At 38.9% G+C, this 14,174-nt stretch carries 13 protein-coding genes and 2 tRNA genes; 1 reads left to right on the top strand and 14 read right to left on the bottom strand.

What is annotated here, in order from left to right:
* Positions 1 to 9 precede the first annotated feature (9 nt).
* From ABID23_RS05755 to ABID23_RS05690, 14 genes are all read right to left on the bottom strand, one after another.
* Entirely contained in the window at positions 10 to 1,479 is a 1,470-nt protein-coding gene (locus ABID23_RS05755; RefSeq protein ID WP_354190204.1) for an NADH-quinone oxidoreductase subunit M, read from the bottom strand.
* Positions 1,479 to 3,443 (bottom strand): NADH-quinone oxidoreductase subunit L, encoded by a 1,965-nt coding sequence (gene nuoL / locus ABID23_RS05750; protein WP_354190255.1) that lies wholly within the window; start codon positions 3,441 to 3,443, stop codon positions 1,479 to 1,481. The genes ABID23_RS05755 and nuoL overlap by 1 nt, the downstream gene beginning before the upstream one ends.
* 6 nt (positions 3,444 to 3,449) lie before the next feature.
* Positions 3,450 to 3,758 carry an NADH-quinone oxidoreductase subunit NuoK gene (gene nuoK, locus ABID23_RS05745; RefSeq protein WP_354190202.1) on the bottom strand — a complete coding sequence of 103 codons (309 nt, stop codon included), beginning with the start codon at positions 3,756 to 3,758 and terminating at the stop codon, positions 3,450 to 3,452.
* 10 nt (positions 3,759 to 3,768) lie between these two features.
* Entirely contained in the window at positions 3,769 to 4,389 is a 621-nt protein-coding gene (locus ABID23_RS05740) for an NADH-quinone oxidoreductase subunit J (protein ID WP_354190200.1), read from the bottom strand.
* Positions 4,390 to 4,485: 96 nt separating this feature from the next.
* On the bottom strand, positions 4,486 to 4,977 hold the full coding sequence (gene nuoI / locus ABID23_RS05735) for an NADH-quinone oxidoreductase subunit NuoI (RefSeq protein WP_354190198.1): 492 nt from the start codon (positions 4,975 to 4,977) through the stop codon (positions 4,486 to 4,488).
* Positions 4,978 to 4,991: 14 nt separating this feature from the next.
* A complete protein-coding gene (gene nuoH / locus ABID23_RS05730) occupies positions 4,992 to 6,038 on the bottom strand; it encodes an NADH-quinone oxidoreductase subunit NuoH (protein ID WP_354190253.1) in 1,047 nt (348 codons plus the stop codon).
* A 22-nt stretch (positions 6,039 to 6,060) separates the two neighbouring features.
* Positions 6,061 to 8,130: an NADH-quinone oxidoreductase subunit NuoG gene (nuoG, locus tag ABID23_RS05725; protein ID WP_354190196.1), complete on the bottom strand. Its 2,070-nt coding sequence runs from the start codon at positions 8,128 to 8,130 to the stop codon at positions 6,061 to 6,063.
* Positions 8,131 to 8,194: 64 nt separating this feature from the next.
* The gene (gene nuoF / locus ABID23_RS05720; protein ID WP_354190194.1) at positions 8,195 to 9,502 is read right to left on the bottom strand and encodes an NADH-quinone oxidoreductase subunit NuoF; all 1,308 of its coding nucleotides are present in this window, start codon (positions 9,500 to 9,502) and stop codon (positions 8,195 to 8,197) included.
* A 144-nt stretch (positions 9,503 to 9,646) separates the two neighbouring features.
* On the bottom strand, positions 9,647 to 10,315 hold the full coding sequence (gene nuoE, locus ABID23_RS05715) for an NADH-quinone oxidoreductase subunit NuoE (RefSeq protein ID WP_354190192.1): 669 nt from the start codon (positions 10,313 to 10,315) through the stop codon (positions 9,647 to 9,649).
* The gene (locus ABID23_RS05710) at positions 10,315 to 11,505 is read right to left on the bottom strand and encodes an NADH-quinone oxidoreductase subunit D (RefSeq protein ID WP_354190190.1); all 1,191 of its coding nucleotides are present in this window, start codon (positions 11,503 to 11,505) and stop codon (positions 10,315 to 10,317) included. The genes nuoE and ABID23_RS05710 overlap by 1 nt, the downstream gene beginning before the upstream one ends.
* Positions 11,506 to 11,630: 125 nt before the next feature.
* Positions 11,631 to 12,239 carry an NADH-quinone oxidoreductase subunit C gene (locus tag ABID23_RS05705; protein WP_354190251.1) on the bottom strand — a complete coding sequence of 203 codons (609 nt, stop codon included), beginning with the start codon at positions 12,237 to 12,239 and terminating at the stop codon, positions 11,631 to 11,633.
* Positions 12,240 to 12,256: 17 nt separating this feature from the next.
* Complete coding sequence (locus tag ABID23_RS05700) at positions 12,257 to 12,838, bottom strand: NuoB/complex I 20 kDa subunit family protein (protein ID WP_354190188.1); 582 nt, start codon at positions 12,836 to 12,838, stop codon at positions 12,257 to 12,259.
* Positions 12,829 to 13,194, bottom strand: coding sequence for an NADH-quinone oxidoreductase subunit A (locus ABID23_RS05695; protein WP_354190186.1), 366 nt, complete (start codon positions 13,192 to 13,194; stop codon positions 12,829 to 12,831). The genes ABID23_RS05700 and ABID23_RS05695 overlap by 10 nt, the downstream gene beginning before the upstream one ends.
* A 308-nt stretch (positions 13,195 to 13,502) precedes the next feature.
* Positions 13,503 to 13,579, bottom strand: a tRNA-Asp gene (locus tag ABID23_RS05690).
* 173 nt (positions 13,580 to 13,752) lie between these two features.
* Here ABID23_RS05690 and ABID23_RS05685 point away from each other — a divergent pair.
* Positions 13,753 to 13,828 (top strand) — tRNA-Val (locus ABID23_RS05685).
* Positions 13,829 to 14,174 lie beyond the last annotated feature (346 nt).

Here is a 14,174-nt window from a genome sequence, read left to right as displayed (position 1 = left end):
TTCCCTTATCTAGTGCAATTTATTGATGAGGGCTTCTACAGAAAGCGCCGTCGCTTTAAGGATAGGCGTTGGATAGATACCAAAAAATATTGTAAGAATAACCATCGGATAAAGAATAAGCTTTTCTCTCGAAGAAAGATCTGTAAGGACTTTTAAACTCTCTTTATCTAAAGAACCAAAAATCACACGTCGATAAAGATAAAGTGCATAGGCCGCCGATAAAATAACCCCCGTCGTTGCCAAAACAACAATCAATTTATTGACTTGAAAAACACCTATCAAAGTTAAAAACTCACCTAAAAATCCTGAGCTCCCAGGTAAACCAATATTGGCCATAGTGAAGATTAAGAAAACAACAGCATATTTGGGCATGTTATTCACTAGCCCCCCAAAAGCTGCGATTTCACGTGTATGCAGCCGATCGTAGATAACCCCAACACAAAGAAATAAAGCTGCTGAAACGATTCCATGCGATAGCATCTGATAGATAGCACCTTGGATTCCCTGTTCATTTTCAGCAAAAATACCCATCGTTACATATCCCATATGCGCTATTGAGGAATAAGCAATAAGCTTTTTTATGTCATTTTGAACAAGCGCAACCAACGATGTATAAATGATAGCAATAAGCGATAATGTAAAAATGAAAGGTGCAAAATCTGCTGAGGCAATAGGAAACATTGGTAAAGAAAAACGAAGAAAGCCATATCCCCCTAATTTAAGCAATACACCAGCCAGAATAACTGAACCAGCTGTCGGTGCTTCTACGTGAGCATCAGGAAGCCACGTGTGTACTGGCCACATTGGCATTTTTACCGCAAAAGAAGCAAAAAACGCAAGCCATAACCATATTTGCATATGCGCAGGAAACTGATAATTGAGCAAGGTTGGTATATCAAGTGTCCCAGCTTTCCAGTACATAGCCATGAGGGCAACCAGCATAAGGACTGAACCAAGCAAAGTGTATAAGAAAAACTTTATGCTTGCATAAACACGACGCACGCCCCCCCAAACGCCAATAATAATAAACATTGGAATGAGGCTACCTTCGAAAAAAACATAGAACAGTATGGCATCAAGAGCACAAAAAACGCCAATAATTGCAACTTCAAGAAGAAGAAAAGCAATCATGTAAGCTTTTAATCTATCCTTAACATTTTCCCAACTTGCTAAAATACAAAAAGGCAAGAGAAAAGCTGAGAGAACAATAAAAAGAATAGAAATACCATCAACCCCCATATGATAGCTAATTCCTTCTCCCAACCAATGAAATTTTTCAACCATTTGAAATTGAGGGTTTGTATTATCAAAACCCGCCCAAATGATGAGAGATATAATAAAAACAAATACAGTTGTAAAAAATGCTACATTACGTATATTATGTCGCGCTGCTTCACTATCGTCTTTGATAAACAAAATGAGCAAAACACCAACAAGCGGTAGAAATGTAACCGTAGAAAGAATAGGCCAATCAGTCATCAGTTAACGCCCCCGATCATCATCCATGTGATCAGCAATGCAATGCCTATAAGCATTGCAAATGCATAATGATAAAGATAGCCTGTTTGCATCCGAATAACTCTATTTGTAATATCCATAACACGTGCCGAAATACCATTTGGACCTAGACCATCAATAATCTTACCATCTCCGACTTTCCAAAGAAAAAAGCTCACTTTGAAAACAGAACGAACAAACAAAAAGTGATACAACTGATCAAAATACCACTTTTGGTAAAGAAAGTTATATACTCTCGGCATAGCTCTGGCCATCTTTTTGGGAATAGAAGGAAAAGAAATATAAAACAAATAGGCCAATATAAATCCAAGAACCATTGCTATAAATGGCGACCATTTTACCCAATTAAATACATGATGGCTCTCATGAAGGATATGGTTATGGCTATTTGTAAATAATGTTCCTTTCCAAAAAACATTATATAAATCACCAAAAAAGTAAGGTTGAAAAACAACACCAGCCAATATTGCTCCCACAGATAAAATGCACAGTGGTATCAACATAACGGGAGGTGATTCATGAACATGATGCATAACATCAACCGTTGCTCGCGGTTTACCGTGAAATGTCATAAATATAAGACGCCATGAATAAAAACTTGTTAATAAAGCAGCGAAAACAAGAAGATAGAACGCATATCCTGAAGCAATGTTATGTGATGCAAAAGCAGACTCTATAATCGCATCCTTAGAGAAAAAACCAGCAGTCCCAAAGAGAGTCCCTGGGATTCCAACTCCTGTCAAAGCGATTGTGCCTATCATCATCATCCAATAAGTTACTTTTATATGTTTGCGCAATCCGCCCATTTTTCTCATATCTTGCTCATCGGATACAGCATGAATGACAGAGCCTGCACCAAGGAACAACAAGGCTTTAAAAAAAGCATGCGTAAAAAGATGAAAAACAGCTGCTCCATAAGCACCAACACCAAGAGCAACAAACATATAACCAAGCTGTGAACATGTAGAGTAAGCAATAACACGCTTGATATCATTTTGCACCAACCCTACAGTCGCTGCAAAAAATGCAGTGGTTGCCCCAACAATAATAACCACTGTCAAGGTAGTCGAAGAAAGCTCAAAAATGGGAGACATGCGCGCAACCATAAAGACACCTGCTGTGACCATTGTTGCAGCATGAATAAGCGCTGATACAGGAGTTGGTCCTTCCATCGCATCAGGAAGCCAAGTATGTAAAAGGAACTGTGCTGATTTTCCCATCGCACCAACAAACAATAAAAGACATGCAAGAGTAACTGCTGTTTGCCCATCAAACTGCCAACCTAAAAATGTCATATTTTGTACGAAGCTCTTGTCTGCAGCTTTTGCAAAAATAGAGGAAAAATCAACCGATTGGAATAAAACAAAGACACTAAAAATACCTAAAAGAAAACCAAAGTCTCCAACACGATTAACAACAAAAGCTTTCATTGCAGCTTTATTAGCAGAATCTCGCTGAAACCAAAAACCAATAAGTAAATAAGAAGCCAGTCCCACACCTTCCCATCCAAAAAACATCTGAATTAAGTTATTGGATGTCACTAACATAAGCATCATAAACGTAAAGAGAGAAAGATAAGAAAAAAAACGGGATCTTGAAGGATCATGATGCATATAGCCAATTGAATAAATATGTACTAATGCTGAAACACTATTCACAACAATAAGCATAACAGCTGTCAATGTATCAATATGCAATGCCCAATCAAAGGTTAAACCACCGACATTAACCCAATTTAAGACGAAAACATCAACCACTGGAGAATGACCAAGTGCAATATTAAAAAAGGCCACCCAAGATAATATAGCAACAATCACCATAAAACTACATGTTACCAATTCATTCGTGCGATCTCCGATCGTTTTGCCACCTATAGAAGCAATTAAAAAGCCTAAAAGTGGAAGAAAGACGATTGTATAATACATCATTGGTCAGCCTTTCATGACATTAACATCTTCAACTGCAATAGAACCACGATTACGGAAAAAAACGACAAGAATCGCTAAACCGATTGCAGCTTCAGCCGCCGCTACCGTTAAGATAAATAAAGCAAATATCTGACCAATCAGATCATGAAGGAATGCCGAAAATGCAACAAAATTCAAGTTAACTGAAAGCAATATAAGCTCAATAGACATCAAGATAATAATCACATTCTTCCTATTGAGGAAAATGCCCGCAATACCAATTGTAAACATCAAAGCAGAAACGATGAGATAATGTGTAATATCAATGTGCATAGCCTCCCCCTTAAATGCCTTTACCGGACTCAACTTTTTTGATTTCAATTGCACTTTCTACCGTCCGAGAAATTTGTGCAGCGATAGACTGTCGCTTTACGCCCAGCTTATGACGAAGTGTTAAAACAATTGCACCAATCATTGCAATCAATAAAATGATTCCAGCAATTTGAAAATAGAAAACATAATCCGTATAAAGAATATCACCCAATGCCTGGGTATTTGTTCGCTGTTCTAAGTCTGGCATTGGTTGTGTAATATGTATTCTAAGAATTGGGGAAAAATGACTACTGATAAAAACAAAAATTAATTCTATAGCAACAATGCCTCCAACAAGAGCTCCGATAGGAGCATACCGAAGCCCACCACTTTTTAACTCAGCAAAATCAACATCAAGCATCATAACCACAAATAAAAACAAAACCGCTACAGCACCGACATAAACAACCAGCAGAAGAAGCCCTAGAAACTCTGCTCCTGCAAGCAAAAATAAAGCTGCTGCATTAAAAAATGCTAAGATTAAAAACAAGACTGAATGCACAGGATTACGCGCTGTAATAACAATAACCGCACTCGCAAGCATAACAAAAGCAAACAAATAGAAAAATGCCGCCGCTAGGTTTGTTAGCATAGGCCTCTCCTTAACTCATCAAACAATTGGTATAATAGTTCATACCAGATTAAAATTTATCGGACAAAGAATCCGACACTTCATTTCACGATACACTTAACGATAAGGTGCATCTATCAATATATTTTGGGCAATTTCTCGCTCCCAGCGATCTCCATTCATTAAAAGCTTTTCTTTATCATAATAAAGTTCTTCGCGTGTTTCTGTCGCAAATTCAAAATTAGGACCTTCTACAATAGCTTCAACTGGACAAGCTTCTTGACAAAAACCGCAATAAATACATTTAACCATATCTATATCATAACGGACAGTTCTACGCGTACCGTCATTACGCCTTGGTCCCGCTTCAATTGTAATAGCCTGCGCAGGACAAATCGCTTCACATAATTTACAGGCAATACATCGTTCTTCACCATTTGGATAACGACGCAAAGCATGCTCTCCACGAAAACGTTCTGAAACAAAACCTTTTTCATAAGGATAATTAATTGTGGGCTTTGGCGCAAAAAACTGACGCATCGCCAAGAAAAAAGCACTCAAAAACTCTAATAGAAGAAGTGACTTTGCTGCCTGAAGAAAACCTGACACCGTAAAACCTCCTCTTAAACGAAACCAGTATACTTTAAAAAAGCAGCGGTTATAACAACCATTGCCAATGAAAGTGGAAGAAAAACCTTCCAACCAAGCCGCATGAGCTGATCATAGCGGTAACGTGGAACAAATGCTTTGACCATAGCAAACCAAAAAAATACAAAGCAAACTTTCAAAACAAACCAAATGATACCAGGAACCCAATTAAGCCACCAAACATCCAAGAGAGGCAACCACCCCCCTAAAAATAAAATCGTTGTTAGCGCACACATGAGAACAATAGCAACGTACTCACCAAGAAAGAAAAGCATATAAGGTGTTGAAGAATATTCAACCATGTGCCCAGCAACAAGTTCAGATTCTGCTTCTACCAAATCGAAAGGAGGACGATTTGTCTCAGCGAGCGCAGAAATAAAAAATATAATAAACATTGGAAAAAGAACGAGCCAATTCCAATCAAGAAAACTATTAAAAGGAAGACCAAGAGCAGTACCAATCCCATAACTTTGCTTATGAACAATTGTTGTAAGATCTAATGAACCACTTATCAAAATAACAGTAACAAGCACAAAACCTATGGAGACCTCATAAGAAACCATCTGTGCAGCTGAACGAAGAGCCCCTAAGAAAGGATATTTTGAATTCGATGCCCACCCTCCCATAATAACGCCATAAACTTCAAGAGATGAAATAGCCAAGATATACAGCAAACCAACATTAATTTTTGCAATTTCCCACCCCTCATTGACTGGAATAACAGCCCAAGTTGATAAAGCAAGTGTAGCAGAAATGAAAGGCGCCAAAAGAAAAACACCTTTATTGGCACCAGAGGGAATAATAGGCTCCTTAACAACAAATTTAATTAAATCTGCAAAAGATTGTAACAAACCCCATGGACCAACAACATTCGGACCACGCCGTAATTGTACTGCTGCCCAAATTTTTCTATCTGCATAAAGAAGATAAGCAACCAAAATAAGAAGAACAACTAAAAGGAGAAGCGTTTTTCCAATTATAATAATTAATGGCAACAGCCACGTTATAAAGAAATCATACATCATTATTTCTTTTCCTCTGCCCTTACTCTACACCATGCGTAGTACGACTCTTTGCAAGAGATGAGCATTCAGCCATAACAGCAGAAGCACGCGCTATCGGATTAGTCAGATAAAAGTCTTTAACCATAGAAGGAAATGTTTGCCGCTTCAAAGCATCCGCTTGCGCGCCAAGCTTTTTAAGGTTTGTTATATCAGAAGGCACAATATCATCCACAGCATAAAGATGTGGATAATCATTAAATAAACGCTGTCTCAATTGAGAAAGAGAATCAAAAGGGAGTTTTTGTCCTAAGATATCTGATAAAGCACGCAAGATAGCCCAATCTTCTTTTGCTTCACCCGGAGCAAATCCTGCTCGATTTGTCATTTGAACACGTCCTTCTGTATTCACATAAAGTCCTGATTTTTCAGTGTAAGCAGATGCTGGTAAAATAACATCAGCAGCATGGGCACCATTATCACCATGACTACCAATATAAATTGTAAAAGCCTTTGTATTGCCTAACTCTATTTCATCAGCACCAAGTAAAAATAGAACTTCACAGGTCTTGATAATATTTTCAATTCCAAGTTCAGACGTAAAACCAATATCCAGCCCTCCAACAGTTGAGGCTACATTGTGAAGAACACCAAATCCATTCCATTCTTCACTCAATGCTCCAATATTATCCGCTAACTTTGCTAGATTTTTTAAAACAGACAGCCCTTCTTTACCTGAAAGAGCACCTTCCCCGATAAGAATAAGCGGTCTCTTTGCTTCTTTTAACTCATTTAAAAATGCATCCTCGCCACGAATAAGTGCACTTAATGCATCAGTACCATCTCCGAGATAAGAATATGGATAACGTAAATCGACTTTTTCTCCAATGAGCGCTATGGGGAACTGCCCCATCCGCTGGCGCTTTAAAATACGTGCATTCAAAACAGCAGCTTCATGGCGCGGATTGGAGCCGACGATAAGTAATGCATCAGCTTGCTCAATACCTGCAATTGTTGGATTAAAAATGTAACTCGAACGTCCCAATTCAGGAGATAAAGCCATTCCTCTTTGACGACAGTCAAAAACTTTTGAATTCAATGAAACAAGCAATGTTTTAAGTGCGTACATTTCTTCAACAGACGCAAGATCTCCGGCAATTGCTCCAATTTTTTCTGGTAAGACGTCAGAAATCGCCATTTTAATTTTCGCAAAAGCTTCTGTCCAACTGACAGGCTGCAATTTTCCATCTTTTCGGACATATGGTCTATCAAGCCGCTGAGTGCGTAATCCATCCCAAACAAAACGAGTCTTATCAGAAATCCACTCCTCATTGACATCTTCATTTGTACGCGGCAGAATCCGCATAACTTCACGACCACGACTATCAAGACGGATAGCACTACCCAAAGCATCCATCACATCAATTGACTCTGTCTTAATCAACTCCCAAGGACGTGCATGAAATGCATAAGGCTTTGAAGTTAAAGCTCCAACTGGACAAAGATCAATAACATTGCCCTGTAACTCAGATGTCATTGCTTTTTCAAGATATGTTGTAATTTCAGCATCTTCACCACGACCTATCAACCCAAGTTCAGAAATACCCGCTACTTCCGTTGTAAAACGAACACAACGCGTACAATGAATACAGCGCGTCATAATAGTTTTTACAAGTGGCCCAATATACTTATCTTCTACAGCACGTTTATTTTCTGTATAACGAGAACAATCACGTCCATAAAACATTGCTTGATCCTGAAGATCACACTCCCCGCCTTGATCACATACAGGACAATCCAAAGGATGATTAATAAGGAGAAACTCCATCACGCCTTCACGTGCTTTTTTCACCATCTCTGTGTTCGTAAAAATCTCCGGCGCTTCACCATTAGGACCTAGCCGCAAATCACGAACGCCCATAGCACAAGAAGCTTGAGGTTTTGGAGGACCTCCTTTAACTTCAACCAAGCACATACGACAGTTTCCAGCAACTGATAAAGATTCATGAAAACAAAAACGTGGCACTTCAGCACCCGCTGCTTCAGCCGCCTGAAGCAACGTATAGTAATCCGGAACTTCAATCTCTTTACCATCAACTTTGATATTTATCATAACCCATCCAGCCTGCGGACAACCCATTTAAAACTTGTATTTCGTTTTTTTTAAACAAAATTCTTTATCCAACTGCTTCTAAAGCAATATTTCTCCTTTGAACGACATTTCGCGTATAATCATCAATTCTACGTTCAATTTCTGGACGAAAATTACGAATCAACCCCTGTATAGGCCATGCAGCAGCATCACCAAGTGCGCAAATAGTATGTCCTTCAACCTGCTTAGAAACTTCAAAAAGAAGATCAATCTCGCGTTTTTGTGCCCTACCTTCAACCATACGCCCTAAAAGACGCATCATCCAACCAGTGCCTTCACGACATGGTGTGCATTGACCACAACTTTCATGTTTAAAAAAAGCCGATATACGCCAAATTGCTTTAATGATATCGGTCGATTTATCCATAACAATTACACCACCCGTACCGAATGAAGACCCAACATCACGCATTCCATCAAAATCCATGATAGAATCAATCATATCTTCACCACGAACAACCGGGCAAGAAGCGCCACCGGGAATAACAGCTAAAAGATTACTCCAGCCACCGCGAATACCCCCCGTATGTTTTTCAATTAATTCACGAAAAGAAACCCCTAGAGCCTCTTCAAATGTGCAAGGCGCGTTAACATGCCCAGAAACCATAAAGAGTTTGGTTCCTACATTATTGGTACGTCCAATTGATGAAAACCACGACGCTCCCCGCCGCAAAATTGTTGGAACAACAGCTATGGATTCCACATTATTGACTGTTGTTGGACAACCATAAACTCCCATATTTGCGGGAAAAGGTGGTTTTAATCGAGGCTGCCCTTTTTTCCCTTCAAGGCTTTCAAGAAGAGCTGTTTCTTCACCACAAATATAAGCACCTGCACCATGATGAATAATGATATCGCATGCATGACCATATTTTGTTTTTTCCCCCAACAATCCCGCATCATAACATTCATCAACCGCTGCTTGAAGAGCTTCACGCTCACGAATATATTCACCACGAATATAAATAAAAGCGACATTTGCCCCCATAGCAAAAGTAGCGATGACACATCCTTCAATTAAAGTATGAGGTTCATGCCGTAAAATATCACGGTCTTTACATGTTCCAGGCTCGGATTCATCAGCATTTACAACCAAGTAGTGAGGACGACCATCACTTTGTTTTGGCATAAAAGACCATTTCATACCGGTAGGGAAGCCAGCACCACCACGGCCACGCAAACCAGATGCCTTCACCTCATCAATAATCCAATCACGACCTTTTTCGATAATATCTCTAGTACCGTCCCAATGTCCACGGGACATTACTGCCTTTAATGATTTGTCTTTTAAACCATAAATATTGGTGAAAATGCGATCCTTATCAGCCAGCATACCCCACCTTTTTCTCTATTTCCCGTAGCATTTTTAGCTTTTCCTCAAATGCAATTTCTAAATACTTTTTAAAAGATTTCACTTTTAATGAAATATCACCCTAATAGGTAAAATAATAAAATATCTTTCCAAGAAAAACATTTACTATATTCTCTTATCCTTCTTATCTTTTTTCTTTGAAGACTTAAGTAATTTATTTTCTTTTTCATCAGTAAGAGAAGTTAAACCACTTACTGGCTCTGATGATTTACGATTATTTTGCGGACCAACTTTTATATCTCCTCCCTTACCCATAGCAAAGGCATCAATAATTTCTTCGAGACGCTCAGTTGTAAGATCTTCATACGTATCTTTAAAAATCATAACCATAGGAGCATTGACACAAGCACCAAGGCACTCCACCTCTTCCCATGATAATGTTCCATCTGCGTTCGTAACAAAAGGCTCTTGGTGAATTTTTTTCTGACAAACTTTAATTAATTCACCAGAGCCGCGTAACATACAAGGAGTTGTACCACAAACCTGAACATGTGCCTTTGTTCCAACTGGTTTAAGTTGAAACTGAGTATAAAAAGTTGCAACCTCTAGAACACGAATATACGCCATAGAAAGAATTTGAGCAACATGCTCGATTGCAGCACGTGTTACCCAACCATCTTGCTCTTGAGCACGCATCAATAAGGGAATAACAGCAGACTGCTCTCGTCCGATAGGATATTTTTTTATAGTATTTTCCACCCATATCTGATTTTCTTTTGTAAAAGAAAACTTTGCGGGCTGGTAAACATCATCTGCAAGACGGCGTACGGACATTAACGATCAATCTCCCCAAAAACAACATCAATCGAGCCTAAGATAGCTGTAGCATCTGCCAACATATGGCCTCGGGTTAAAAAATTCATGGCTTGAAGATGAGCAAAACCGGGAGCACGTAGTTTAACACGATAAGGCTTATTGGTTCCATCAGAAATCAGATAAACCCCAAACTCACCCTTCGGAGCTTCCACGGCAACATATACCTCACCAGGAGGCGTACGGAAGCCTTCTGTATAAAGTTTAAAATGATGAATAAGTGCTTCCATTGAACTTTTCATTTCAGACCGCTTTGGAGGAACAATTTTACGATCCAAACTGGATACTGGTCCTTTTTTTTCAGTGCTCAGTAATCGATCCACACATTGATGCATAATTCTCGCTGACTGACGCATTTCTTCCATACGAATGAGATAACGATCATAACAATCGCTATTTTTCCCAACAGGAATATCAAATTCCATTTCATCGTAACATTCATAAGGTTGACTTTTACGCAAATCCCATGGCACACCCGCTCCACGAATCATAACACCAGAGAAACCACGAACCCAAGCTTCATCGATACTTACGACACCAATATCCACATTACGCTGCTTAAAAATCCGATTGGGTGTTACAAGTGCATCCAGTTTGCCAAGAGCAACAAGAAAAGGGTCAATAAAATGACCAATATCTTCAACTAAAGACTCAGGTAAATCTTGATGAACCCCCCCAGGACGAAAATAATTTGCATGAAGACGTGCTCCACACGCACGCTCATAAAAAATCATCAACTTTTCTCGCTGTTCAAATCCCCAAAGCGGTGGTGTCAAAGCACCAACATCCATCGCTTGTGTTGTCACATTAAGCAAATGGTTCAGAATACGTCCAATTTCAGAAAACAAAACACGTATAAGCTGCCCCCGTTTAGGAACCTCAACACCCAATAATTTTTCAATAGCTAGAACAAAAGCATGCTCCTGATTCATTGGAGCCACATAATCTAAACGATCTAAATAAGGACCAGCTTGGAGATAAGTCTTTGTCTCCATTAGTTTTTCTGTGCCTCGATGCAACAAACCAATATGCGGGTCTACACGCTCAACAACTTCACCATCCAATTCTAGAACCATACGTAAAACACCATGTGCAGCAGGATGCTGCGGTCCAAAATTGATATTAAAATTTCGAACATTGACCTCAGGCACAATCAACCCCTTGCTTTTCTAAATAATCCCACATCAAATGTTAACAACAGAACCATTACCATACTGAAAACATTTAATTATTTAAAAAATATTACTCTAACTCCAAACCTCAAGAAGCCTTAATGTCATTTTTTAACATCTGCTTTTTCATCGCTTGGAGAAACATATTGCCCTCCCTCCCAAGGAGAAAGAAAATCAAAACTGCGCATCTCTTGTCGCAAAACAACAGGCTCATAAACCACCCTTTTTACCTCATTATCATAACGACACTCAACAAACCCTGTCACAGGAAAATCTTTACGTAAAGGATGCCCTTCAAACCCATAATCAGTCAAAATCCGCCTTAAATCCGGGTGACCTGAAAATAAAATTCCATACATATCATACGCTTCACGCTCATACCACTCCGCTCCAGTATAAACAGAACAAGCAGACGCAACAGGAGTGTTCTCATCAGTACGCACTTTAACACGCAAGCGCAAATTCTCACGAGGAGACAGTAATTGGTATGATACATCAAAACGTTTATCACGAGAAGGATAATCAACACCGCTGATATCTGTAATATTAATAAACTGACAGCGAGAGTCATCGCGAACAAACATTAAAACGTCTATAATTGCATCCAGACGCGACACGATAGTCAACTCACCAAACGCAAGGGTGGTCTCTTCAAGCTTATCTCCTAATTTACTCTCTAAATAGGCAGCAAGTTCAACCAACGATTCATTCACCACGATAACAACGTCCCCTATCTTTCTATGGAACCAGTACGGCGGATTTTTTTCTGCAATAATAATATACCATATAAAAGTGCCTCTGCCGTAGGAGGACACCCTGGAACATAAATATCCACAGGTACAATACGATCACAACCACGTACAACCGAATAAGAATAGTGATAATAACCACCGCCATTCGCACACGACCCCATAGAGATCACATAACGGGGCTCTGGCATTTGGTCATACACCTTTCTTAAAGCAGGCGCCATCTTATTTGTCAGAGTCCCCGCAACTACCATCACATCAGATTGGCGGGGTGAAGCACGTGGCGCATATCCAAAACGCTCATTATCATAATGGGGCATTGAACATTGCATCATTTCAATAGCACAACAAGCCAAACCAAAGCTCATCCACATTAAAGAACCTGTACGCGCCCAAGTAATCAAAGAATCAGTCGAGGTAACCAAAAAACCCTTATCCGATAACTCAGATTTAATATCACGAAAAAATTGATCATTAGAGCCTATAAGATCACCCGTATTTGGATCAATACCCCCTTTTGGTTTAGGAGAAGTGATCGCCGAATTGTTAGAGATCAATCCCATTCAAGAGCTCCTTTTTTCCACTCATATATAAACCCGATAGTCAAAAGTGCTAAAAACACAATCATCGACCAAAAACCAAACATACCTATCGAATCAAATGAGACTGCCCAAGGAAAAAGAAAAGCAACCTCAAGATCAAAAATAATAAACAAAATTGATACCAAATAAAAACGAATATCAAATTTCATGCGCGCATCATCAAATGAATTAAACCCGCACTCATAAGCTGATAATTTTTCAGGATCGGGAGAGCGATAAGCCACAATATAAGGGATAATTAAAAGAACACCAGCGATCACCGCCGAAACAATAATAAAAATTAAAACTGGTAAATAAGAACCCAATAAATGAGTCATAATCTTCTTCCACTTTAAATGAAATGACCTGAATTAACACAACCACCTCATATTGTTAAATGAACAGATATTAAATATAATAACTGCTCTATCAATCCTACTCGCATAATCCCTAAGGTACAACACAACGAGCAATGCTTTTCTCACAAGCATAGGTAACGCAGTGCAAAGAAAGACGCAAGTCCTATTCTTATAAACCAAGCAAAAAGGAGGAAAATCTTCCTTTTAAAAATTAAGACTCTTAGTCCTTAAATATTTTATATGAGATACTTATATTTAAGTGGAAGATTTAAAAAAGAATCAAGAAATGGCGCGAGTGACGGGGCTCGAACCCGCGACCTCCGGCGTGACAGGCCGGCACTCTAACCAACTGAGCTACACTCGCACACTTCTTTCACCAATTTATTATTGGTATATACGGTCGTGTAAGGGCTTCATTCGTTTATGTCAAGAAGGCTTATGCACTTTTTAAAAAAAATCATAAAATACTATCTTTATTCTTGCGTTTGGAAAAAAAATTCCTTAAAGAGTGCACATCCAATTGTTAACTATTGCATTGGGCGATTAGCTCAGCTGGTAGAGCGCCTCGTTTACACCGAGGATGTCGGGAGTTCGAGTCTCTCATCGCCCACCATTAAATTTTATGTAATAATAACTTATTGTTTTTCCGAATCTTTTTTTATATAAGGGATTCCCGAATAAAAGTGAGGGAATAGGATTTTGCAACGTGCCTCTACAGAGCGTGGTCTTGGCAAACGGATTCTAATATTTCTTTGAATTCTATTAAATCCTTTTGGGATAAACCATTTAAAAGTCTTATAAAAGCAACAACAATTTCATGTTGCAACGAAGTAGAAAGTTTAATTATAAAACTCTTACGACAAACATAGGTTTCTTTTTTAATAGAGAAGCCTTCTCTTGATTTAAACCGTACAGCTCTATAACCTTATCTTACAAGCCTACTTGGTGCAGATCTTTTA

This window comes from Bartonella silvatica, assembly GCF_040545155.1.
GTDB lineage: Bacteria > Pseudomonadota > Alphaproteobacteria > Rhizobiales > Rhizobiaceae > Bartonella > Bartonella silvatica.
This window is presented reverse-complemented; position numbering and strand designations above follow the sequence as displayed.

Bases quoted from the DNA above. Each gene is read 5' to 3' on its own strand.
- nuoG (WP_354190196.1), bottom strand. From the start codon at position 8,130: ATGATAAATATCAAAGTTGATGGTAAAGAGATTGAAGTTCCGGATTAC.
- nuoL (WP_354190255.1), bottom strand. From the start codon at position 3,443: ATGTATTATACAATCGTCTTTCTTCCACTTTTAGGCTTTTTAATTGCT.
- nuoK (WP_354190202.1), bottom strand. From the start codon at position 3,758: ATGCACATTGATATTACACATTATCTCATCGTTTCTGCTTTGATGTTT.
- nuoH (WP_354190253.1), bottom strand. From the start codon at position 6,038: ATGTATGATTTCTTTATAACGTGGCTGTTGCCATTAATTATTATAATT.
- ABID23_RS05740 (WP_354190200.1), bottom strand. From the start codon at position 4,389: ATGCTAACAAACCTAGCGGCGGCATTTTTCTATTTGTTTGCTTTTGTT.
- nuoF (WP_354190194.1), bottom strand. From the start codon at position 9,502: ATGCTGGCTGATAAGGATCGCATTTTCACCAATATTTATGGTTTAAAA.
- ABID23_RS05695 (WP_354190186.1), bottom strand. From the start codon at position 13,194: ATGACTCATTTATTGGGTTCTTATTTACCAGTTTTAATTTTTATTATT.
- ABID23_RS05755 (WP_354190204.1), bottom strand. From the start codon at position 1,479: ATGACTGATTGGCCTATTCTTTCTACGGTTACATTTCTACCGCTTGTT.
- ABID23_RS05700 (WP_354190188.1), bottom strand. From the start codon at position 12,838: ATGGGATTGATCTCTAACAATTCGGCGATCACTTCTCCTAAACCAAAA.
- nuoE (WP_354190192.1), bottom strand. From the start codon at position 10,315: ATGTCCGTACGCCGTCTTGCAGATGATGTTTACCAGCCCGCAAAGTTT.